General features: G+C 56.1%; 16 protein-coding genes. 7 read left to right on the top strand and 9 right to left on the bottom strand.

Features of this window, described 5'->3' with window-relative positions; genetic code table 11:
• Nucleotides 1-46 precede the first annotated feature (46 nt).
• The 4 genes from AC3IX4_RS05745 to AC3IX4_RS05730 all read left to right on the top strand — a co-directional run bounded on the left by AC3IX4_RS05745 (nucleotide 47) and on the right by AC3IX4_RS05730 (nucleotide 4,098).
• On the top strand, nucleotides 47-1,231 hold the full coding sequence (locus AC3IX4_RS05745) for an acetyl-CoA C-acyltransferase (RefSeq protein WP_489259645.1): 1,185 nt from the start codon (nucleotides 47-49) through the stop codon (nucleotides 1,229-1,231).
• Nucleotides 1,232-1,377: 146 nt separating this feature from the next.
• Nucleotides 1,378-1,809, top strand: coding sequence for a PaaI family thioesterase (locus tag AC3IX4_RS05740; protein ID WP_489259644.1), 432 nt, complete (start codon nucleotides 1,378-1,380; stop codon nucleotides 1,807-1,809).
• A complete protein-coding gene (locus tag AC3IX4_RS05735; RefSeq protein ID WP_489259643.1) occupies nucleotides 1,806-3,134 on the top strand; it encodes a hypothetical protein in 1,329 nt (442 codons plus the stop codon). The genes AC3IX4_RS05740 and AC3IX4_RS05735 overlap by 4 nt, the downstream gene beginning before the upstream one ends.
• Nucleotides 3,135-3,309: 175 nt before the next feature.
• Nucleotides 3,310-4,098 (top strand): IclR family transcriptional regulator, encoded by a 789-nt coding sequence (locus tag AC3IX4_RS05730; RefSeq protein ID WP_489259642.1) that lies wholly within the window; start codon nucleotides 3,310-3,312, stop codon nucleotides 4,096-4,098.
• Nucleotides 4,099-4,162: 64 nt separating this feature from the next.
• Here the strand turns inward: AC3IX4_RS05730 and AC3IX4_RS05725 are convergent, their stop codons facing one another.
• The 9 genes from AC3IX4_RS05725 to AC3IX4_RS05685 form a co-directional block, all read right to left on the bottom strand.
• Nucleotides 4,163-5,092, bottom strand: a complete 930-nt coding sequence (locus AC3IX4_RS05725; protein ID WP_489259641.1) for an electron transfer flavoprotein subunit alpha/FixB family protein — start codon at nucleotides 5,090-5,092, stop codon at nucleotides 4,163-4,165.
• 2 nt (nucleotides 5,093-5,094) lie between these two features.
• Nucleotides 5,095-5,844 (bottom strand): electron transfer flavoprotein subunit beta/FixA family protein, encoded by a 750-nt coding sequence (locus AC3IX4_RS05720; RefSeq protein WP_489259640.1) that lies wholly within the window; start codon nucleotides 5,842-5,844, stop codon nucleotides 5,095-5,097.
• A gap of 47 nt (nucleotides 5,845-5,891) precedes the next feature.
• Complete coding sequence (locus AC3IX4_RS05715; protein WP_489259639.1) at nucleotides 5,892-7,034, bottom strand: acyl-CoA dehydrogenase family protein; 1,143 nt, start codon at nucleotides 7,032-7,034, stop codon at nucleotides 5,892-5,894.
• Between the two features lie 14 nt (nucleotides 7,035-7,048).
• Complete coding sequence (locus AC3IX4_RS05710) at nucleotides 7,049-8,245, bottom strand: acyl-CoA dehydrogenase family protein (RefSeq protein ID WP_489259638.1); 1,197 nt, start codon at nucleotides 8,243-8,245, stop codon at nucleotides 7,049-7,051.
• A gap of 40 nt (nucleotides 8,246-8,285) precedes the next feature.
• Nucleotides 8,286-10,391: a 3-hydroxyacyl-CoA dehydrogenase NAD-binding domain-containing protein gene (locus tag AC3IX4_RS05705; protein ID WP_489259637.1), complete on the bottom strand. Its 2,106-nt coding sequence runs from the start codon at nucleotides 10,389-10,391 to the stop codon at nucleotides 8,286-8,288.
• 708 nt (nucleotides 10,392-11,099) lie between these two features.
• The gene (locus tag AC3IX4_RS05700; protein ID WP_489259636.1) at nucleotides 11,100-12,491 is read right to left on the bottom strand and encodes an MFS transporter; all 1,392 of its coding nucleotides are present in this window, start codon (nucleotides 12,489-12,491) and stop codon (nucleotides 11,100-11,102) included.
• Between the two features lie 188 nt (nucleotides 12,492-12,679).
• Nucleotides 12,680-13,489 carry a crotonase/enoyl-CoA hydratase family protein gene (locus AC3IX4_RS05695; protein WP_489259635.1) on the bottom strand — a complete coding sequence of 270 codons (810 nt, stop codon included), beginning with the start codon at nucleotides 13,487-13,489 and terminating at the stop codon, nucleotides 12,680-12,682.
• A complete protein-coding gene (locus AC3IX4_RS05690) occupies nucleotides 13,489-15,084 on the bottom strand; it encodes a long-chain-fatty-acid--CoA ligase (protein WP_489259634.1) in 1,596 nt (531 codons plus the stop codon). Before AC3IX4_RS05690 ends, AC3IX4_RS05695 begins: the two co-directional genes overlap by 1 nt.
• An 11-nt stretch (nucleotides 15,085-15,095) precedes the next feature.
• Nucleotides 15,096-15,920 carry an enoyl-CoA hydratase gene (locus AC3IX4_RS05685; protein ID WP_489259633.1) on the bottom strand — a complete coding sequence of 275 codons (825 nt, stop codon included), beginning with the start codon at nucleotides 15,918-15,920 and terminating at the stop codon, nucleotides 15,096-15,098.
• A 146-nt stretch (nucleotides 15,921-16,066) separates the two neighbouring features.
• Between AC3IX4_RS05685 and AC3IX4_RS05680 the strand changes: the two genes are divergently transcribed.
• The 3 genes from AC3IX4_RS05680 to AC3IX4_RS05670 all read left to right on the top strand — a co-directional run bounded on the left by AC3IX4_RS05680 (nucleotide 16,067) and on the right by AC3IX4_RS05670 (nucleotide 20,345).
• Complete coding sequence (locus AC3IX4_RS05680) at nucleotides 16,067-16,774, top strand: TetR/AcrR family transcriptional regulator (RefSeq protein WP_489259632.1); 708 nt, start codon at nucleotides 16,067-16,069, stop codon at nucleotides 16,772-16,774.
• A gap of 365 nt (nucleotides 16,775-17,139) precedes the next feature.
• Complete coding sequence (locus AC3IX4_RS05675) at nucleotides 17,140-18,912, top strand: acyl-CoA dehydrogenase family protein (protein ID WP_489259631.1); 1,773 nt, start codon at nucleotides 17,140-17,142, stop codon at nucleotides 18,910-18,912.
• Between the two features lie 176 nt (nucleotides 18,913-19,088).
• Nucleotides 19,089-20,345, top strand: coding sequence for an OprD family porin (locus tag AC3IX4_RS05670; protein WP_489259630.1), 1,257 nt, complete (start codon nucleotides 19,089-19,091; stop codon nucleotides 20,343-20,345).
• The last annotated feature ends 399 nt before the right edge of the window (nucleotides 20,346-20,744 follow it).

The following is a 20,744-nucleotide window of genomic DNA, read 5'->3' as shown; positions in this document are numbered from 1 at the left end:
TGATAGCGCTGGCTTAACTTCCCCTACTTTCACAGGAACCTGATTGATGTCCGACGCAGTTATCGTATCCACCGCACGCACGGCATTGGGAAAATCCCACCGTGGTGCCCTGAACAATACCCACAGCGTTGATCTGGCCGGCCATGTCATTCGGCATGCCGTACAACGCGCCGGTATCGACCCACAGCTGATTGAAGATGTGATTCTAGGGGCGACCTTTCATGAAGGCGCGCAAGGCAAGAACATGGCGCGCCTGGCAGCCATTCGCGCGGGGCTGCCCACCTCTACCGCAGGGTTGTCGATTAATCGTTTCTGTAGCTCGGGTCTGCAAGCCATTGCCCTCGCGGCCCAGCGTATTGTGTCGGAAAAGGTCCCAGCAATGATCGCTGGAGGCGTTGAGTCCATCAGCCTGTTGCCAAACGACAAACTGAACCTTTACCGCAGCCTCAATCCGTGGCTGATGGAGCACAAGCCTGAACTCTATTTGTCGATGATCGAAACCGCCGATATCGTTGCCCGGCGCTATGGCATCAGCCGTGAGGCCCAGGACGAGTATGCCCTGCTCAGCCAGCAGCGCACCGCCGCCGCACAAGCAGCCGGCCTGTTCGATGATGAAATTGTCCCGATCACCACACAGATGCTGGTCAAGGACAAGCACAGTGGCGAGCTCAGTGAGCAGACCGTGACTCTGCAGCGAGACGAGTGCAACCGTCCTTCCACCACCCTTGAAGGCCTGGCCCTGCTGGAACCGGTGCGCGGGGCCGATCAGTTCGTCACAGCTGGCAATGCGAGCCAGCTTTCCGACGGTGCATCGGTCTGCCTGGTCATGGACAGTGTGTATGCCGAGCGCAACAATATCGAACCCCTAGGCATCTTCCGTGGCTTCGCAGTAGCAGGCTGCGAGTCGGATGAGATGGGCATTGGTCCGGTCTATGCCGTTCCCCGTCTGCTCCAGCGCAACGGTCTGAAAATGGACGATATCGACCTATGGGAACTCAACGAAGCCTTCGCCTCGCAAGTAATCTATTGCCGTGAGCGGCTGGACATCCCGCTGGAAAAAATGAACGTCAACGGCGGCTCTATCTCAATTGGCCACCCTTACGGTGTCAGCGGCTCACGCCTGACGGGGCATGCGCTGATCGAGGGTAAACGCCGAGGCGCGAAGTATGTCGTGGTGACCATGTGCATCGGCGGCGGGCAAGGCGCCGCCGGTCTGTTCGAAGTGATTTGATAGGAACTAAGCGGTAAGAGCCCGGGGTAGTGCAAGGCGCGTTACCCCGCGGTCATACCTATTGGTGTTAGCGCTTTACAGGCGTGCTAGTAACGCCTCGGTACGCGGCAATAAGTACGTAATTTTATAACAGGAAAAGAGCACTCATGACCGCCTTATCGCCTGCGATCAGACTGGAAAAAATGTTCCACGGCTTTGCCGCTTATTTGGGCCTTGAGCTGCTCGAATACAGTCAGGCGCGCACGGTCATCGCCCTACAGATCCGCCCCGAACACCTCAACCATGCCGGTAACCTTCATGGCGGCGTGTTCGCCTCCATTGCCGACTCTGCTATGGGCATGAGCGGCACTTGGCATGCTGATCCGGATCAATGGCGCCTGTCCCTGACCTTGTCGCTGAACCTGAACTACATGGCAGCGGCACGAGCCGGCAGTCGAATTCGCGTGGTTGCGCGAGTACGAGGCGGCGGGGCGAAGATTTTTATGGCCGCCTGCGATCTGCTCGACGCCGAGGATCAACTGCTAGCCAGTGCCGAGGGCGTTTTCAAGCGCGGCCGCCTGCGCCGTGAGGCCGAGTGAAGCTGACCCGCCTGCTGCCAGTGGCGCTACTGGCTGAGCTGCTGGCCCTGAGTACCCGGACTTCAGCGTTCAGCCTGGTTGCTGGCGTATTGTTCGGCCTGTTCTTCATCCGCCATTGGCGTTCACTCATGCCCTATCCCCGTCGCCTGGGGCTCGCCACGCTGGCTTTGCTGGGCATCTGGGCAACCAACAAGGTGCCGGTCGATCTGCCCAGCCTCCAACGGATGAGCAGCGCCGCGGCCTATTACGCGGCCTTCGTCGGAGGCCTGGGCCTGATGGGTTGCCTGGTCAAACGTCTGCCGTCGCTGCGTGAGCTGCATCGGTTCCTGCTACGCGGCCCTACCCCACTGCTCTATCCGCGCTACCTGCTGGTAGCCCTAGGGCTAGGGTCGATACTGAGCTTTGGCATGCTCAACCTGATGTGTGCAACCTTGCACAGCTACCTGCAGCCCTTCCCGCATAATCACCCTGCGCACCGCGAGGGACAACGTGGTGTACTGACCGCAGCCTTGCGCGGCTTTGCACTGGTGCCGCTCGTTGCGCCGACCAGCGTCGTAGTGGCGATCATCACCCGCGAAGTACCCAGCCTGACCTGGAGCGACTTGTTGCCCTATGGGGCTATCGCCACCGCCCTGTTGATGCTGATCGGCTGGCGCACGGAAAACCGGCGCCTGCAGAACTTATACGACGATACCCAGCAGATCCCGGCCGCCTCCCTGAACCCGCTCGCCCTCGGCACCGCGGCGAGCATTGCCGCCATCGCAGCACTGGCCAGCCTGACTTATCTGAACATCACCCAAGCTGCCTTGTTATTGATTCCGCTGTTGGTCAGCAGCTGGTTGTTTTTGGAAAACCCACGCAACGCCTACGACGAACTGGCCGAGCACCTTGCGGGCATGCGCAATGAGATTTTCATCTTCGCCTGCTCCGCATTGCTCGGCGGGCTATTCAATCAATTGATCTCCCTTGACCACCTCGCGCCGCTGTTGGCCGGCTCATCACAGATTTTCCTGCTGCAGATCGCCGCCCTGCTGGGTATCGTGCTGCTATCGCTGATGGGCATCGCGCCGATCATCACCTTGAGCATCTGCGCGGGCCTGTTGGCTCAGGTGCAGGCCGCCGGTGTCAATCCACTGGGGCCCGCTGTCACTTTGGTCTGCGCCTTTTCACTAGCAATGCTGCTATCGCCCTTTGGTCCCTCGACGCTAATGCTGGCGCGCTACGGGAATACCTCACCGTGGAAAATCGCCTTCAACTGGAATGGTGGCTTCACCCTGATAGCCATACCGGTACTGCTGTTTCTGTCTTGGTGCGTTCAGGCCTGACAGCAGTACGAAATAACGGAATCGGGTTTCATCAAGTAGTATTTGGTTCCGATTTGAATGCAAGTGGATTGAAATTAGCACGTTTACTGCGCAAACTATGTTTAAGTAATTACCTTGATTGGCAATGATCGGTTGTCGTCCTTCCCTCTGCCCATCCGCTGCCACACGAGCCTCCATGAACGAAGAAATCGAAACGCCCGAGAACAGCCCCAAGGATCGGAAATTTGTCGAGGCCCTGGGTCGGGGTCTCGAAGTGCTGCGCGCCTTCACTCACGGTAATGTGGTACGTGGCAATCAGGACATTGCACGGATTACCGGCCTGCCAAAGCCGACCGTTTCACGCCTGACTTACACCTTGACCCAACTTGGCTATCTCAGCTACAACCAGGATCTGGAGAAGTATCAGCTCGACTCTGGCGTACTGGCACTGGGTTATGCCTATGTCAGTAACCTGCGAGTGCGTCAGCTCGGCAAGCCACTCATGGATGAGTTCGCACGTCGTACCAACACTACTGTGGGTCTCACCTGCCGTGACCGCCTCTCGATGATCTATGTTGAAAGTTGCCGGCCGCCAGAGGTTGCCAGCCTGCGCATGGAAGCGGGGGTGCGCCTGCCGCTGACCACCACTGCTGCCGGTCGTGCGTACCTGGCAGCCACTCCGGAAAACGAGCGCGCCCATTTGCTCGATACAATTGCCAAGAGATCCGGTGACGAATGGTCTGCTCTGGAAGCCTCGCTGAAAGACTCTTTCCGCGAGTATGAGGAATTCGGTTTTTGCCTGTCCCTCGGCGAGTGGGATCGCAACATCAATGGTGCCGGGGTTCCGCTACGTCTGGCTGATGGCAGCATCATGGCGCTGACTTGTGGTGCCCCCAGTTTCCAATTGCCCATTGAAAAACTGAAGAGCTCGTTAGCTCACCAATTGGTAATGCTGGCCCAGGATATCGAAAGCCTCGGCGCCTGACACGCCCAGCTCAATCATCAAGCAGGAAGGCCACCGGTAACCTTGTCACGGATGGCCTTTTGCATTACAGAGCGCCAGTTAGCTCGGGGACAGCCTCAAACAGATCAGCCACCAGGCCATAATCGGCCACCTGGAAGATCGGCGCTTCTTCGTCCTTGTTGATCGCAACGATCACCTTGGAGTCTTTCATGCCGGCCAGATGCTGGATCGCGCCGGAGATACCGACCGCGATGTACAGCTGTGGAGCAACGATCTTGCCGGTCTGACCGACCTGCATGTCGTTGGGAACAAAACCTGCGTCGACCGCGGCGCGGGAAGCACCAATGGCAGCGCCCAGCTTGTCGGCCAGGGCGTACAGGTGTTTGAAATTGTCGCCGTTCTGCATGCCGCGACCGCCGGAAATGACGATCTTGGCAGCGGTCAGTTCCGGACGATCAGATTTGGCCAGCTCTTCGCCAACGAAGCTGGAAATGCCAGCGTCGTGGGCAGCCGCAACGGCTTCAACCGATGCCGAACCACCTTCAGCTGCCACCGGGTCGAAACCGGTAGCACGCACGGTGATGACTTTCACCGCAGCGTTGGACTGAACGGTAGCAATGGCGTTACCGGCGTAGATCGGGCGCTTGAAGGTGTCGGCGCTTTCTACCGAGATGATCTCGGAGATCTGGTCAACGTCCAGCTGGGCGGCAACGCGCGGCAGGATGTTTTTGCCGTTGGAAGTCGCGGCAGCCAGGATATGGCTGTAGCCAGCGCCCAGCTCTGCTACCAGAGGAGCGACGTTTTCCGGCAACTGGTGAGCGTAGGCGGCGTTGTCGGCCACCAGCACTTTTGCCACGCCAGCGATTTTCGCAGCGGCTTCCGCCACCGCGCCAACGCCTTGGCCTGCAACCAGTACGTGCACGTCGCCGCCGATTTTGGCAGCAGCGGCAACGGTGTTTAGCGTGGCCGGGGCCACTGCTTTGCCGTCGTGTTCAGCGATTACCAAGATAGTCATGATTAGATTACCTTCGCTTCGTTTTTCAGTTTCTCGACCAGTTCAGCCACCGACTTGACCTTGATACCCGCGCTGCGTGCAGCCGGCGCTTCGACTTTCACGGTTTTGTTGGTGGAGGCGGTGGAAACGCCCAAAGCGTCCGGAGTCAGCACTTCGAGAGGCTTCTTCTTGGCTTTCATGATGTTTGGCAGGGACGCATAACGCGGCTCGTTCAACCGCAGGTCGGTGGTGACGATCGCCGGCAGTTTCAGGGAAACCGTCTGCGCGCCGCCGTCGACTTCACGGGTTACAGCCACGCTGTCGCCGCTGATTTCGACTTTCGAAGCGAACGTACCCTGACCATAACCGCTCAGTGCAGCGAGCATCTGGCCAGTCTGGTTGTTGTCGCTGTCGATGGCTTGTTTGCCAAGGATCACCAGCTGCGGCTGTTCCTTGTCGACAACAGCTTTCAACAACTTGGCAACGGCCAGGGACGTCAGGTCTTCGGCGGATTCGACGAGGATGGCGCGGTCGGCACCCAGCGCCAGCGCGGTGCGCAGTTGCTCCTGGGCGGTGGACGGGCCGATGGAGACGACGACGATTTCAGTCGCCACACCTTGCTCTTTCAGGCGTACGGCTTCTTCCACGGCGATTTCACAGAACGGGTTCATCGACATCTTGACGTTAGCAAGATCGACACCGGAGTTATCCGCTTTGGCGCGAACCTTGACGTTATAGTCGACCACTCGTTTGACTGCGACGAGGACTTTCATAAATAACCTCCAAAAAACGGGCCTCTCGGCCCGAGTAAAAACGGTGTTCAGGTGACGTCAAGCAATGTCGAATACGCCTTCAAGTGATGGTCGTCATCCCCAAATTGATGACTGAGCATGACCAGGCGTTTTGCATGGTGAGCCAGTGCGTACTCCCAGGTCATGCCAATAGCGCCGTGCAACTGGATCGCCTGCTCTGCAATGTCGCGTGCAGACCGCGTGACAATGAACTTGGCCGCAGCCAGGGTTCGACTGCGCTCGGCGCTGTCAGCCTGGTCGGCGCAGCATGCGGCAAGGATCGCCATACTGGTGGCCTGCTCCAATTCGGTACGCATATCGACCATACGATGCTGCAGCACCTGGAACTGACCAATCGCTACACCGAACTGCTGACGGGTTTTAAGGTAGTCCAGGGTCAGGCGACAGGCTTCCTGCATACTGCCCAGCGCTTCGGCGCACTGCGCAGCGATTGCCCGACCTTGCTGGTAACGCAGCGCCGCAAAGACCTGGCCCGGCTCACCCAACACGTAATCGCTGGACACCCGGACCTTGTCCAGATACAGGTCGCAGCCTTTGTGGCCATCCACTGTCTGGTAGCTGCAACGCTCGACGCCTGCCGCCTTCGGGTCGATCAGAAATAGTCCAATACCGTGCTCGTCACGGCTCTCGCCGCTGACCCTGGCGCTGACCAAAATCAGGCTGGCCTGATGACCACCGATTACCACAGCCTTTTTACCGGTAAGCGTCCAGCCTTCAGCGTCGCATTCGGCGCGCGTCTGTACATCGTTCAAATGGTAGTGACTCTGCGGCTCCTCAAAGGCCACGGCAAGCAGCAACTGCGCACTGGCCACCTGTGGCAGCCAATCTTGCTGTTGAGCCGGGGTACCGAGCTGGGCGATCAACCCACCGGCATAGATCACCGATTGCACATAGGGTTCCAGGCACAAGCCTCGACCCAGCTCGGTCATCATCAGCATACTCTCGACGCCGCTGCCGCCAAAGCCTCCCAGCGCTTCAGGAAACGGCACGGCTGTCAGCCCCAGCTCGCCGAGCTGTTGCCAGAAGGCACGGCTGAAACCTTCCTCGCTGCGTGCATATTGCTCGCGCGCCTCGAAACTGTAGGCATCGCGCACCAGGCGTGCAGCGGTGTCTTGCAGCATCTGCTGCTCTTCGGTCAGTTTGAAATCCATAATCAGAGCACCCCTTACAGTTCGAGAATCATCTTCGAGACGATGTTTTTCTGAATTTCGTTGGAACCACCGAAGATGGACAGCTTGCGCAGATTGAAGTACTGGCTGGCCAGCGCAGCACTGTAGTCGGCATGCAACGGCTCACCCGTGTAGTCCAGGTACAATTCATCTTCCAGAAACGGCAAGGCGTAGGGACCGATCACCTTACGCAGTAGGTGGCTGATGGCCTGACGGATTTCCGTACCCTTTACCTTGAGGATTGAGCTTTCCGCCCCAGGCACGCCGCCGTCCTTTGTCGCCGCAAGCGTTCGCAGCGTGCTCATCTCGGTGGCCATGAGCTGCATTTCCACTTCCGATACTTGTGCCCGAAATAATGGATCGTCGAGCATCGGTTTGCCCCCGCTCATCTGCCGGCGAGCGATGCGCTTGAGCTGTGCCAACGCAGCCTTGGACAAGCCTATCCCCGCCAACCCGGTACGTTCGTAAGTGAGTAGGTATTTGGCGCAGGTCCAACCGTGGTTTTCCTCGCCGACCAGATTCTTTACTGGCACCTGGACATTGTCGAAAAACACCTCGTTGACCTCATGTTCGCCATCAAGAGTGATGATTGGACGTACGCTGATGCCCGGGCTGTTCATATCAATCAATAGAAAGGAAATACCACGTTGCTTTTGCGCCTGGGGATCGGTGCGCACCAGGCAGAAAATCATGTTGGCGTGCTGACCCAAGGTGGTCCACGTCTTCTGGCCATTGACGATGTAATGATCACCGTCGCGCAGCGCGCGGGTTTTCAGCGAGGCCAGGTCTGACCCTGCGCCAGGCTCGGAATAACCCTGGCACCACCAGTCCTCACCATTGAGGATGCGCGGCAGATAATGTGCCTGTTGTTGCGGCGTGCCGAACTTGATGAGCACCGGAGCCACCATGCTGACCCCGAATGGAATGTTGCGCGGTGCACCGAACAACGCAGACTCCTCTTCGTAGATATGTTTTTGCACCGTGCTCCAGCCGGTACCTCCAAACTCCATCGGCCAATGCGTGGCATACCAGCCCTGCTCGTTCTGAATGGCCTGCCAGTGCTGGTGGTCGGCCTTGGATAGGTGCTTACCAAGGCGTACTTTGTCCGCCAGGTCCTGTGGCAGTTTGCTTTTCAAGAAGGCCTTTACTTCGTCGCGAAAGGCCAATTCTTCAGCGGTAAAATGAATGTCCATGCTATTCCTCTAAGCCATTGAGAGACCGTGGAGCGGGCTGTTATGAATTCAGATTCCAGTCGGCGAAGCGACGGCCTTCGGCGGCCAATTTTTCCAGTAACGGCGCCGGTTTCCACCATGCGCCGAAACGCTGATGGAACTCGCGGATACGCGACAGCACCTGGTCCAAGCCAAGGCTGTCGGCATAGAACATCGGACCACCGCGCCAGGCCGGAAAGCCATATCCATTTAGATAGATCACATCGATATCGCCGCTACGCTGGGCGATACCCTCTTCAAGAATTTTCGCGCCCTCATTGATCAGGGCCAAGATGCAGCGTTCGATGATGTAGTCATCACTCAGCGCACGGCGTTCGAGGCCTTTCTCGCGAGAAACCGCTTCCAGCAGCGGCAACAACTCCGGATTACGTTCAGGGCGGCGCGATCCAGGTGCATAGCAATGGAACCCTTTGCCGGTCTTCTGCCCGAGCATGCCTGCCTCGCAGAGCCTGTCGAGCACGACTGGCAGTGGATAGTCGGCTGGCAGAGTCTCGCGTTGACGCTTGCGGATGTTCCAGCCGATGTCCAGACCTGATAAATCGCGCACGGCATTGGGGCCCATGACCAGACCGAAATGACGCAGGGCAGCGTCCACCTGTTCTGGCGTAGCTCCCTCCTCCAATAGGAACTCGGCCTCGCGGCAATATTGGAAGAACATCCGGTTACCGACGAAACCATCGCAGACGCCCACCACTACCGCGACTTTATTCAGTGTCTTACTCAAGCCCATTGCCGTTGCCAGGACCTCGGCGCTGGTGTGCCGGCCGCGCACCACTTCCAACAAGCGCATAATGTTGGCAGGGCTAAAGAAGTGCAGGCCTATCAGATCTTGTGGACGCGAGGTGAACGCCGCGATGGTGTTCAGATCCAGTGAAGAAGTATTGCTCGCAAAAATAGCTCCAGTCTTGCAGACCCGATCCAGACGTTCAAATACCTGACGCTTAACCTCCAGGCTCTCGAACACCGCTTCGATGACCAAATCCTCCTCGGCCAGCTCGTTGTAATCCAGCACCCCTTGCAACAATCCTAGACGCTGCTCCATCGCCTCATGGCTCAGGCTTCCGCGCGCGACACTGGCTGAATAAGTATCGCGAGCGCGTTGCATAGCGCGCTCCAAGGCTTCAGCGTTAACCTCCAATAGCTTCACCGGAATGCCAGCGTTGGCAAAGCTCAGGGCAATGCCGACCCCCATGGTGCCCCCACCGATCACCCCGACCTGTTTGACTGAGCGCACCGCAGTTTGCCTCGGCACGTTAGCGATGTGCCCGCATTGGCGCTCCGCGAAAAAGGCATGCACCAGTGCCACGCTTTGCTCAGATGCCAAACACTCCTCGAACAGCCCCCGCTCTAGCTCCAGGCCTTTGGCCAGCGGCAGACGCGTAGCCGCTTCCACAGCCGTAATGCACCGAGGTGAAGAGAAAGCATCCGGCATACGTTGTTCCACCTCTGCGCGCTTGTCCGCAATCAACTTCGCGTTGTCCGCAGCGCTAAGCGGAACAGTCTGTTCGCCGGTACGCCGCACCCCCATGGACTCGGCCAACATGCGCTGACCAAAGATGATCCCAGCCGAACGGGGATCACCCTCGAACAACTCATCGACAATACAGTGCTTCATTGCCTGATCGGCATCGACAGCCATACCGGAAACGATCATCTCCAATGCTTTGGCGACACCCGCCAGGCGCGGCAGTCGTTGCGTACCACCTGCTCCCGGTAGCAGCCCAAGCTTGACCTCTGGTAATCCAACCTTGGCGTCATGACGGGCAATACGGTAGTGGCACCCCAGGGCAACCTCCAGCCCCCCGCCCAACGCGGTGCCATGAATCACCGCGACACAGGGCTTATCACTTTGCTCAAAAGCATTTACGACTTCTGACAAGCTCGGTGTCTGCGGCGGTTGACCAAACTCCTTGATATCGGCTCCAGCAATAAAGGTGCGGCCACTGCACAGCAAAACCAGAGACCTAACCAGAGCATCGCCCTGCGCCTCTTGTAACGCATGGAGCAAACCTTCACGCACTGATTGTCCCAGTGCATTGACTGGAGGGTTGCTCACGGTAATGAGAGCAATTTCACCTTGACGCTCATAGATCACACTGGAGTTCATTTTAACCTCAAATACCAACGTTAACTGAAACTGTATTCCGCAGTGCAAAACAACATGAGCAATATTAACAGTGAAATAGGTCTAGGCAACAGATTTAGGGAAAAATGGGATAGGAATAAAAACTGACAACCAAGATGTCAGTCAGTCAGACGAAGGATTGAAAGAAAAACGTATTCGGGCGACAGACACTTCGGCCTACCTATCCGGCAGAATGTGTTCTGATCCCTGGAGGCCAGATATGAAATATTCCTGGTCCTGGTGATAAGGCTATAGATGAGTCGCTGCCTTATTTACGGTCAACCCCCAGCGCCATTGCAGTCGGTTAAATACCCATATCTATCAATGTCACAGCAAATTGAGGCATTGCAGCAGCCAGCCCATGCATCGGGCTAGGCTGCTGAATGGTAAATGGACCGACGCCGAACCGCCTGCTCACGAAAACATGCAACCCAATTAACACCAATGCCAGAGTCTTGTTCTCTACCAGTCAGGTTGAACGACGATGTCAGCAAGGCTACGTGGATCGCGATCCGAAAGAAGGCAACTTTTACAGGGTCTGTCAAACCAATCGCAAAGCCAACCACCCACGCAGCCTTAGAAAACCCCAGCCCCCATCATGCTGCCGTTGAGTCACATCTGTTCATTGTCAATAACTGTCATTGATCAAGTGAAAGACAATTCAGTTGATTAGCTAAATATTGACCCATCTTAGCGCGGAGAGAGTTTCGCATCGGAAAGGACATCTTGCTGAACTGCGGCCATTTGGAACTGCATCGCTTTCAACTCCGCCGCATCGCGCTCTGGGTTGACCAAGAGACCGATCGCTATTCCCCCTAAAGCCAGCGTAATACCAAGTATCTGGTAAGCCATCGAGAAGCCCGCCAGTGGCGTGCTTGCATGATCCACAAGGACCCCAACCAACACGGGGGCAATTAAACCCGAGAGATTCTGAAGCGCTAGGTAGACACCCATTGTGCTAGAGATCTGTTGTGTCGGAGTGATTTGTGAAATAACCGCGTTCATCATCGGCAGGGCGACACTGGCACAGCCATAACCCAAGACGAGAATGGTTACCACCGTCATTGGCGTCCCAATGAATGGCAGACAAGCCAATAGAGATCCCCCAATCAACAGAAAAACCATGGTGGTGAGCCCACGGGTAATACGGGCAGGTTTGTTGCGGCTTGAGAGCCGGTCTGCAATGAAAGTTGAACCGAACATCATGACGAGCGCAGCAATGCTGGGTAAGCCGAACATCATTCCCGATTGCAGCCGAGAGTATCCCAGCCCAGCCTCCAGATAAGACGGTAGCCAGGTGATGAGCGCGGCAACCAGGCCATATACAGCAAAAGTGCCTATGAGAGCGCCGATGAACGAACGGGTTAGCATTATCTTGCGCAGTGGCAACCGAACAACAGGCTCGGCTACGCCGGTTTCATTACCTCGTTCATTATTTCTTTCAGCCAAGGCACTGCGTCCATACGGCCCCTCCTTACCAATGAACAACCAGAGCAAGCACCAGACGAAGCTAGCTACACCCATCACCACGAAGCATGCGGCCCAGCCCCAGTGAGCCAGAATCAGCGCCAATATAGGAGCTATCGCGATCTTCGCCAAAGAGTTTCCCGAGGTTACCAGAGCTGCTGGAAAGCCACGTTTTTCTGGTGGAAACCACTGGAAGGCGGCGGTCATCGCCATTGACGTCGCAGGTCCCTCGGCAGCACCCAATAGTATTCGAGTGGCTACCAATACAAAAAAGGTGCCTGAAACAATAATGGGGAACTGAATCAGGCCCCAAAGGAGAGCAAGGGTGAACAAAATCCAGCGGATCTGGATACGATCGCCAAGGAAGCCAACCGTCGCACCGCTTATGCTAAAGAGAAGGAAGAATGCGCTCCCAGCAAACCCTATCTGCGTTGAAGTGAGCCCAAGATCCTCTTTGAGGGCTCCAGCCACAATTCCAATAATAGCTTTGTCTGCCCAGTTGAGCGTGGCAAAGAGGACAATCATCGCGGTGACTGACCATGCCTGAATCTTATGGTTTGATGGCTGAGTCGGATTAAGACCAGTAGTTCGGGAAGAGCCTTGGCAGAACCCCATGAGATGGGTCTCCTATTATTCTTGTTTGTCGATTCGTTCTTGGATGTTGCCGTTGACTGCTGCGCTGCCGGCGAGATTGGGATTAGAACTCATCGTAATCACGACCTCTTTTTGGGCCTCCTCGGTACCTGCTTGGCATTGATTTGCCTTGAGCCTGGAGCACCGAGGCGCTTTGCTAATTTCCGCCGTCAGCGTCCACTGAAAGTCGCGGGGCGACGTTCAATGAATGAGTGTTTTCCTTCTACAGCGTCCTCTGAATCGAGCAGCGCGACTAAATCAGGCGTCAGCTGTGCTGCAGCTACAATTTCACCCTCACGCACTGCACGGAGTGCCGAGCGCAACGCTGTTTGCACGCCAAGTGGTGCTTGGGCCGAGATCTTTTGTGCGATTTCCATGGCGCGCTGCAATTGACTCCCGGTTTGCACAACCTCCTGAACCAAACCTATGCGCAGAGCCTCCTGCACATCAAAAGTGTCTCCAGTAAGAATCCAGCGCATGGCATTGCCCCAGCCGACCTCACGAGGGAAGCGAATGGTCGCGCCACCAAAAGGATAAATACCGCGGCTCACTTCCATTTGAGAGAAACGGGTATCTTCAGCCGCGACGCGTACGTCGGCAGCCAAAGCAATCTCAATACCCAGGGTCAGACACCAACCCTGTAGAGCGCAAACAACTGGTTTGGTACGCGGTTCGGTAAAAAACCCGCGCCAATCCACGCCGCCTTCAGGAATGCCGCCATTGCCACCTTGCAGCGCATCGCTGACCTGGGCGAGATCTAGCCCACCGGTAAAATGATTGCCGTGTGCATAGAGCACACCACAACGAACCTCCGGGTCACGTTCCATTTCACCAAACGCCAGGGCTAGCTGTTCGCGCATATCAACATCGAAAGCATTGCGCTTGGGCACCCGGTTAAGGCCAATCAATAGCAGGTGACCCACCTTGTGCCGAGTTACGCTTCGCGCATCACCATTCAGGTCAAGAGTGTCAACGTGCATTATTCAGTCTCCTCAGTGTAGGGGGCATCCGCCTGCAATAATCGACGTTTATCGATCTTGCCGACGGCAGTGCGGGGCAATGTGTCAACGATTTCCACCACAGTCGGCACTTTGAAGGGCGCCAATTCTCGGCGGCAGTGAGCGATTATTGCGTCACGATCAATGCTGCTGCCTGGACGTATAACAACGACCGCTTTAACCGTTTCACCACGGTATTCGTCCGCAATGCCGACCACGGCAACCTCGGCGACTCCATCCATCTGGGCGAGGACTCGTTCAATCTCGGCGGGATAAATGTTGTACCCGCTGGCGACGATGACATCCTTGAGACGGCCTACCACATACAGGTAGCCATCCTCATCGATCCGTGCCAGATCACCGGTCAATAGCCAACCATCGCGTAAAGTTTTTGCCGTCAGCTCTGGATCACCCCAATAACCCTTCATGATTTGCGGCCCACGTAAAACAAGTTCGCCAACTTCATCGGGGGCAACATCCACCATGCCATTTTCTACGTCGACTACCCTGGCTTCGGTGAACGGAACTGGAATGCCCGAGCTACCGCTGCGCCGCTGCAAGAAAGGCGGGTTGGTGTGAGTAGTGGGTGAGGCCTCGCTCATTCCGAAACCATCTAAAATTCGAACACCAACTCGTGACTCGAACTGTGCTTGATGAGCAAGCGGTATCGGCGCACCCGAAGAGTTAAAAATCGATACCCGATCAAGCCCAAAAGCTTCGAGCTCTGGCTCTCGAAGGAATGCGGTGTACATTGTTGGCACGCCAAAAAACGCAAACGGCTTCTCGTCCCTGATCAATTCGAGTACTTGGCGAGTATGAAAACGCGGCACAATCAATTGATTCATGCCGGTCGCGATACTCATAAGCGTCACACAAGTAAGTCCAAAAACATGGCACATAGGCAAGGTATTAACGACTTTTGCTCCCGCTGGCACTTCAAGGGTGCGGAAAGTCAATCGCAGACGCTGTTCTATGTTGGACATGATGTTTTGGTGGGTCAGCATCACCGCCTTAGGCAAGCCGGTGGTACCCCCTGTGTATTGCAATACGGCCAAGTCTGCAGGGATGTCCGGACTGTCACGCTGTATCACCAAATCCAGCGCACCGCTAAACACTGGTTCAATACCGTCGCCTAGCAAGCAGATAGGCCAGTGGATGTTTACGCTCGATTCGCGTAACCGGGATAGCTGGTCAGCTGTGGTAACCAGCAATGCAGCATCCGCATGCTCGAGGATGCGGGAAACCTCGGCCGCCACATAAGCAGGATTCACCTGAACAACAACGCCCTTCACCAACCAGGTAGCAAATAGGGCCGCGACATATTCAGGCAAGTTGGGGAGGTAGATTGCTACCCGACTGCCAGGCGTTATTCCGGCTGTACGAAACTGCTCTGCTAGACGCTGAGCTTCCAGACCCAAACGCTCATAAGTCCAGCTCTCTGTCGGTGAAGTGAGCGCCGTATTCCCCGGGAACTCACGAATGGCATTGTGCAACAGATCAGGCAGGCACTTATTCGCGACGCCAAGATCGTCCAATGCTCCGGCTGGGTAATACTTGACCCAAGGCTGAGTATTCATTTGTTGCAACCTCATACGTTCGATGGGCGACCGCTCTCGTCACGACGGATCGTGTGCGTAGCACCACTCTCTCTGAGGGCTTTAGCCTCATCGCTGTAGTGGCTTGCTGTGTGTGTGTCGAAATGAGCCCGAAGAGAGGCCTCACGCCCCATGATGTCGAACGTGCGGTTGATCGATTTTTTCACCATTTTGAGAGCGAAGGCGGGTGCTTGGGCGACGCGGTTGGCCATCGCCAACACGGTTTCGTCCAATGCCTCGACAGGGACAACCTGGTTGACCATGCCGGCTGCCAACGCATCGGCGGCCGTCAGGCGCTGACCTGTAAATAGCAATTCCTTAGCCTTACGTGCGCCCAGCACCCAAGGGTGAATCAGCACCTCAACCGCGGCAACTCCCATGGTATGGACCACGGGATCGGCAAAATAGGCATTCTCAGAGGCCACCATAAGATCGCACATGTTCGCAACCATGAAGCCACCCGCGATGCACGCGCCATCTACCTGAGCGATGGTCGGCTTTTGGCAGTTCAGGATATTGAGGCAGTAGGTAAGGTAATGCTGATACTCGTACTCCCAACGCTCCTCCATGCCGAACCCCGCCCGCAGCGCCCGCCCCTCTTTCAAATCATGTCCGGCAGAGAAATGCCCACCTTTACCGGCAAGCACGATGACGCGCACTTCCTTATCCGCCTCGGCCAGCGCCAAAGCGCTGTTCAACTCTTCAAGCAGACGGGTGTTTTCAGCGTTCCTTTGGTCTGGTCGGTTGTGCCACAGGCGAGCAACGGGGCCAATTTTCTCGTAGGAAATATCTTGAAAAGTCATTTTTGTTTTACCCATTTGGTTCGTCGAAGATGTGGGAGTGATGCATCAACGCACCAATCTTGACACTGATAAGATCATGGAATCTGATCACCGTCAAGATGGGGCAGTTGCACATCGCTTGAGTCCAACCCACAATGTATGAAGTCCAAAAAGGTGACCTCATGACCGATCCAGCAGAGCCCATTACCTCCTCAAAATCGCGCGAGCCGCGGCAGCGCAGGTCCTCTTACCACCATGGAAATCTAAGAGAGGCATTAGTCGATGGAGCCCTTTCGCTGCTTGAGGAACATGGTGTCGCCGAATTGAGCCTGCGCTTGCTGGCTCGACAATTGGGCGTGTCACAGACAGCCCCTTACCACCATTTCCAAGACAAGAACGCCTTGTTGGCAGCACTGGCTGCAGAAGGGTTTCGGCGGGCGGGGAGTGTTCTTCGCGAGGCATCTCTTAAGCATCATTCGTTAGAGAGACGCGTTAGAGGGGTGTGCGCCGGCTACATACGATTTGCCCGGGAAAAACCCGAACTCTTTCGTCTGATGTATGGCACAACGGTCCAGCGCAAGAATGAATATCCTGAACTGGTCGCCGCTTCGACTGAGGCCTTTGGAGCCTTGGCAGCCCGTGTCGAGGAAATGATGATTGACTTCGGTATTGATCACATCGACTCAAAGCAGGCTACCGCCACCCTGCTAAGCCTAAACCACGGGCTCGCACACCTGATTCTCGACCGCCCCGTCTCACCGATGCTGGCCGAAGTGATTGATGACGAACGAAGCCTGGTGGAACAAGCCGCTCGTCTGTTCGTGTCTGGTTTTCAGCCGAGGACCAAAATTCAACCCGAGACACCCAGTAAATCCCTCGCATCTATTTAGATCCCTAACTTGGCGTGACAAGGCCCGCCGTAGCCGGTCTGACACGCCAGAAATCACTTTGGTGATTCCCGCCTTCAGGGACTCCCCAGCATTGCGTCCACGCAGCAATGTCTGTCCTGCTTCACTTCCCCATCTCCCAATATCCTGTTTGCGACTTGATGCTCTCACCGCAAATATTCACACCCCCTTTCATTTCCAACCCGTGACTTGAGCCAAGCATCGCTTCCATTGCTGATGAAATTGCCACCGAATCTATCTTGACACTGAACAGATTGCATCGATATGCTCACTGTCAAGATCGCGACGGAGCCCCATTGTTCAACCTCGATCTTGGGCACCTGTCCCCCACCTACTAGGTCATTCCAATGTCTATTTACTCAGCGCCTTTATCCGATTATCGATTTCTGCTGAATCATGTTCTCGACTATGGAAATGAGGTCGCGTGTCTGCCTGGCTACGAGGAATGCACGCCGGATTTGATCGAGGCGGTAATCCAGGAAGGCGCACGCTTTGCCGAAAATGAGTTGGCGCCGCTTAATCGTCGCGGCGACGAAGAGGGATGTTCATGGCTGGACGGCGAGGTGAGTACACCTTCCGGCTTCAAGGAAGCCTTCCGCAATTACTGCGACGGGGGGTGGCTTGGCCTGATCGCTGCCCATGAACACGGTGGTCAGGGCCTACCCCATGTCATTGGTCTTGTTCTCCGAGAAATTGTCAGTGCTGCCAACTCGTCATTCGGTACCTATGCCGGGCTTAGCCAAGGCGCATACAAAGCCATTGCCGCGCACGGATCGGACCAGCTCAAGCAACGCTTTCTTGCGCCGCTTGTTGAGGGCCGTTGGACTGGCACGATGTGCCTTACCGAACCCCAGTGCGGGTCTGACCTGGGTCTGATGAAGACACGGGCCGAGCCGGCTGAGGACAACGGTTATCGTCTCAATGGTACAAAAATATTCGTGACAGGCGGCGAGCATGACCTTGCAGAGAACATCGTCCATCTGGTGTTGGCTCGACTGCCGGACGCGCCACCTGGTATTAAGGGAATCTCTCTGTTCGTCGTACCGAAATTTCTGCCTGCGGAGGATGGCAACTGGTCCGAACGCAACGCGGTCGTGTGCACCGGAATCGAGCACAAGATGGGGTTGCGCGCATCCGCTACCGCCAGTCTGGCATTTGAAGGGGCTACCGGCTGGTTAATCGGCGAACCGCATCGCGGCATGCGGGCCATGTTCACGATGATGAATTCATCGCGTTTGGGAGTATCAGTCCAAGCGGTGGGCTTAGCCGAAGCCGCACGACAGCACGCGACTCGCTATGCCCAAGAACGTAAGCAGGGCCGTGTTGCGGGAGAGAGTGTGGATAGTGGCCCGATGGCGATCATTAATCACGCCGACGTTCGCCGTGAATTGCTAACAGGCAAAGCTTTCGTCGAAGGTGCGCGAGCATTATGGATGTGGGCGGGCACTCAACTGGATCGTCACCATCACCATCCGGATCCAGCGGTGAGAATTGCGTGCGACGACATGCTCGCTTTGATTACCCCGGTGTTAAAAGCATTTTTTAGCGAGCATGCCTTCCTAGCCACCAATGCAGCGGTCCAAGTGTTTGGCGGACATGGCTACATCAGAGAAACCGGTGTGGAACAATTTGTCCGGGATAGCCGAATTATTCCCCTCTACGAGGGCACAAATGGCATTCAGGCACTTGACTTAATCAACCGCAAGATAACTCTGCGTAACGGTCAGACGCTGACCGAATTTCTGGCATTGGTGGCGCAGGAAGTTCAGGGTATTTCGGAAGATCGTCCCGAATTTGCTCGAGTGTTAGATGAGTCTTTGGAACATCTGCAAGCAGCTACAGACTTCATCCTCACGGCGGATGACGTCCATACCAAAGCTGCCGCTAGCCATAACTATCTTCAACTGTTTGGCTTAGTAGCCATGGGCTTCGCCTGGGCAAAAATCACCCACGCAGCGCTATTCCGACTACCGACGGAGGACATGGCGATTGCCAGCAATAAGTTGAAGACCGCCCAGTTCTTTTTTCTGCGAGTACTGCCTATGACCGCATTTCATTATCGCGCCATCAAGACGGGAAGTATTCCGCTGATGTCTCTGGAAAACGATGAATTTCACTGATATTCGCTAACACGGATATAGCGACTGGGCGTGGTCGCAGCTCTAACTCTTTAGACCACGCATTTATACAACTGCATCGGGACTGATTGGCTCCCCCCCCCAAATCTCTTCACCATCGGGTTCTCACACCCGGTGCGAGCCCAGCTGTTTCAAAACAAAAATAAAAGAGGAATACCATGGACCGTAACACCTGCACTAGCTTGTTCCTGGCCTGCGGCTGCGTCAGCGCCGGCACAACCCACGCCGGATTTATCGAGGACTCAAAAACTAAACTGGAGTTGCGCAACTTCTATATGAATCGTGATTTCCGCCAAGCGAACGCTCCTCAATCGAAAGCTGAGGAATGGGCTCAGGGCTTCTTGCTACGCTATGAGTCAGGTTTCACCGAAGGCCCCATCGGGTTCGGCGTAGATGCCATCGGCCTACTTGGCATAAAGCTCGATTCTAGCCCCGGCCGCGCTGGCACTGGCCTGCTCCAGCGAGATCGCGAGTCCCCACGCGCGGCTCAAGACGAATATGGCGAGGTCGGCCTGACCGCCAAGCTGCGTGCCTCGAAAAGCGTGCTCAAACTCGGCACCTTGACCCCCAGATTACCGGTATTGCAAGCCAACGATTCGCGCTTGCTGCCGCAAACTTTAAAGGGAGGACAACTCAACTCCCTGGAACTGGATGGCTTGACTCTCGATATCGGCCATCTGACCCAGGTGAATCAACGCGATTCCTCCGACAACGAGGACTTGAGTATCACCACAACCGGCTTCAAGAACATCCGCGCCGGTCAGACCACCAGCGATGGCTTCGACTTCGCCAACCTAAGCTACAAATGGAGCGACCAGCTCACCACCAGCTACGGTTTTGGCCGCCTAGACGACTTCTACCGCCAGCACATGCTGACCCTGAACCATTCGCTACCACTGGGTGGAGGCCAGACGTTGAAGAGCGACATCCGGTACGCTCGCTCCAACGCTGAAGGCAACAGCAACGTGGACAACAGCGCCTTCAGCGCAATGTTCACCTACTCCCTGGGCGGTCACGCTCTGGGCTTAGGCTACCAGCGCATGAGCGGCGACACCGGCTTTGCTTACGTCAACGGCAGCGACGCCTATATGGTGAACTTCGTGCAGAACAGCGACTTCGCCAACGTCGAAGAGCGCTCTTGGCAAGCTCGTTACGACTACAATTTCGCGGCCTTAGGCGTCCCCGGTCTGACATTCATGACCCGCTACCTGTCCGGCAACGACATCGACCTAGGCGCCGGTCGGCCGGAAGGTAAAGAATGGGAGCGCGATACCGACATTGCCTATGTGATCCAGAGAGGCCCTATGAAGAACCTGGCCCTGAAGTGGCGCAACGCGACCGTCCGCTCGACGAACTTTGGCAACGACATCGACGAGAATCGTCTGATCCTCAGCTACAGCTTTCCACTCAGGTAAGCAGGTTTCGATCAATGCCTTCCCTTATCGACGGTTAGCGGTATACCGCGTCGATCAATCAGGGCACTGTCGATGCCTCGCTGTGCTGCGTTAGCTCAGCAGTTATCCGTGCCAGATCGGCTTGGCTGTGGCCTTGCTCGAGCTGGCACTGTTCATTTTGAATGGGCTGCAAGGCGTGGAGCTGCACCGAACCGGGGCATGGCAGAGGCTGTAATTACTAACATTACCATCCTTCCGTCGTTGTTACTGACGACGACCACCGACGCCGTTCAGAATGTAGCGCGGCAAGTGTGTAGCGTTCTTCGGAAGATAAACCTCCGTGGGAGCGGTCAGCGGTATGGGATATGGGATATGAGAAAGCCGTAGATATAAATTTCAGTTAGATCGCGGGAGGGTAAA

The sequence above is a fragment of the Pseudomonas sp. KH_021 genome, assembly GCF_057838865.1.
This window is presented reverse-complemented; position numbering and strand designations above follow the sequence as displayed.

Excerpts from the sequence above, each read along its gene's own strand:
- AC3IX4_RS05745 (WP_489259645.1), top strand. The coding sequence starts at position 47 with ATGTCCGACGCAGTTATCGTATCCACCGCACGCACGGCATTGGGAAAA.
- AC3IX4_RS05740 (WP_489259644.1), top strand. The coding sequence starts at position 1,378 with ATGACCGCCTTATCGCCTGCGATCAGACTGGAAAAAATGTTCCACGGC.
- AC3IX4_RS05730 (WP_489259642.1), top strand. The coding sequence starts at position 3,310 with ATGAACGAAGAAATCGAAACGCCCGAGAACAGCCCCAAGGATCGGAAA.
- AC3IX4_RS05725 (WP_489259641.1), bottom strand. The coding sequence starts at position 5,092 with ATGACTATCTTGGTAATCGCTGAACACGACGGCAAAGCAGTGGCCCCG.
- AC3IX4_RS05720 (WP_489259640.1), bottom strand. The coding sequence starts at position 5,844 with ATGAAAGTCCTCGTCGCAGTCAAACGAGTGGTCGACTATAACGTCAAG.
- AC3IX4_RS05715 (WP_489259639.1), bottom strand. The coding sequence starts at position 7,034 with ATGGATTTCAAACTGACCGAAGAGCAGCAGATGCTGCAAGACACCGCT.
- AC3IX4_RS05710 (WP_489259638.1), bottom strand. The coding sequence starts at position 8,245 with ATGGACATTCATTTTACCGCTGAAGAATTGGCCTTTCGCGACGAAGTA.
- AC3IX4_RS05705 (WP_489259637.1), bottom strand. The coding sequence starts at position 10,391 with ATGAACTCCAGTGTGATCTATGAGCGTCAAGGTGAAATTGCTCTCATT.
- AC3IX4_RS05700 (WP_489259636.1), bottom strand. The coding sequence starts at position 12,491 with ATGGGGTTCTGCCAAGGCTCTTCCCGAACTACTGGTCTTAATCCGACT.
- AC3IX4_RS05695 (WP_489259635.1), bottom strand. The coding sequence starts at position 13,489 with ATGCACGTTGACACTCTTGACCTGAATGGTGATGCGCGAAGCGTAACT.
- AC3IX4_RS05690 (WP_489259634.1), bottom strand. The coding sequence starts at position 15,084 with ATGAATACTCAGCCTTGGGTCAAGTATTACCCAGCCGGAGCATTGGAC.
- AC3IX4_RS05685 (WP_489259633.1), bottom strand. The coding sequence starts at position 15,920 with ATGGGTAAAACAAAAATGACTTTTCAAGATATTTCCTACGAGAAAATT.
- AC3IX4_RS05680 (WP_489259632.1), top strand. The coding sequence starts at position 16,067 with ATGACCGATCCAGCAGAGCCCATTACCTCCTCAAAATCGCGCGAGCCG.
- AC3IX4_RS05675 (WP_489259631.1), top strand. The coding sequence starts at position 17,140 with ATGTCTATTTACTCAGCGCCTTTATCCGATTATCGATTTCTGCTGAAT.
- AC3IX4_RS05670 (WP_489259630.1), top strand. The coding sequence starts at position 19,089 with ATGGACCGTAACACCTGCACTAGCTTGTTCCTGGCCTGCGGCTGCGTC.